The sequence below is a fragment of the Rhodococcus sp. NPDC059234 genome, assembly GCF_042754225.1.
In the GTDB taxonomy this organism is placed as follows: domain Bacteria; phylum Actinomycetota; class Actinomycetes; order Mycobacteriales; family Mycobacteriaceae; genus Rhodococcus_G.
This window is the reverse complement of record NZ_JBHZAH010000232.1, coordinates 1-1,184: the sequence shown is the minus strand read 5'-3', so window position 1 is coordinate 1,184 and position 1,184 is coordinate 1. Positions and strand designations below refer to the sequence as shown.

At 73.1% G+C, this 1,184-nt stretch carries 1 protein-coding gene; it reads right to left on the bottom strand.

The genetic code is table 11. The features are described 5' to 3' along the window. Window positions 1–113: 113 nt before the first annotated feature. Window positions 114–1,007, bottom strand: coding sequence for an LLM class flavin-dependent oxidoreductase (locus ACFXGJ_RS24465; protein ID WP_378625866.1), 894 nt, complete (start codon window positions 1,005–1,007; stop codon window positions 114–116). Between the last annotated feature and the right edge of the window lie 177 nt (window positions 1,008–1,184).

The window sequence follows — 1,184 nt, the reverse complement described above, 5'->3', positions numbered from 1 at the left end:
CCGCTTCCCGGGGTGGCCGATCGTCGTTTCGGCGGGACCGCGTCGGCACCGACGCGGTCCCCGACGCCCCTCGTCCGCACGCTCGACGACACCGGCCTCCCGCGGGACCGACCTCAGGCGCGGTGGGCGGCGACGGCGTCCCGGACCGCCGGCGCGACCTCGATCGCCCACCTTCGATGCTGGTCGGGGTCGTCGCCCTCCGCCCCGAAAACGAAGGTGTCCATGCCGGTCTCGAGCACGAGCGCCGTCAGCTCGTCGACCCACTGCGCGACCGGGCCGCCTAGGAATCCCCCGCTGCGCCCGTCCGTGACGGTGCCGAAGACGTTGTAGATCCGCCGGACGGTGGCCGGGTCACGGCCTGCCTCGGCCGCGGCCTCGTCGATCCGCACCTGCATGTCGGGGAGCGTGGGCGGCGGGAAGTAGCTGTTCGACGGCACCCAGCCGTCCGCCTTGGTACCGAGGACACGCAGCATCCGGGGGCCGCCCACCCCGAGCCAGAGCCCGATGTCGTGCGCCGGCCGGGGTCCCGGATGGGCCCCGGCGAGCCGGTAGTGGGCGCCCTCGTACCTCGCCGACCGCGCGTCCGACCACATGAGCCGGATGACGTCGACGGCCTCGGACAGCGCGCCCGCAGCCTGGCCCGGCGTGCGCATCGGCCCGCCCATCGCCTCGATGGCCGGCCAGAATGCGCCCGCGCCGAGCGCCAGCTCGAAGCGACCGGCGGAGAGCACGTCCAGGCTGGCCGCGGCCTTCGCCATCACTGCGGGCGGCCGCAGGGGCAGGCTCGCCACGTCGGGGAACACCCGCACCCGTGTGGTGCGCGCCAGCACCACCGCCATCAGCGCCCAGGTGTCGAGGAACCGCTTCTGATACGGATGGTCCTGGATACCAACGAAATCCACGCCCTCCGCATCCGCCATCCGGGCGAGCTCGAGGATCTCGTCGACGCGGTCCGCGTCAGGGGTGGGGAAGATCCCGAACTGCACCGGGCGCCCGTAGTCGGTCATGACCCGCTCCTCGTCCTCGGCTGTCGACGACACTTACCACCGTCGCCGAGCTCCGCCGAAGATGCAATGGCCACTCGCGGGCCACCGGGCTTCGCCCATCACCGCCCGGGCCACGGGCAGGCCAGCTGCACACGTAGAACGGACAAACGAAGAGGCGGCCCACCCCCACAGGGGTGG

Bases quoted from the DNA above. Each gene is read 5' to 3' on its own strand.
- ACFXGJ_RS24465 (WP_378625866.1), bottom strand. From the start codon at position 1,007: ATGACCGACTACGGGCGCCCGGTGCAGTTCGGGATCTTCCCCACCCCT.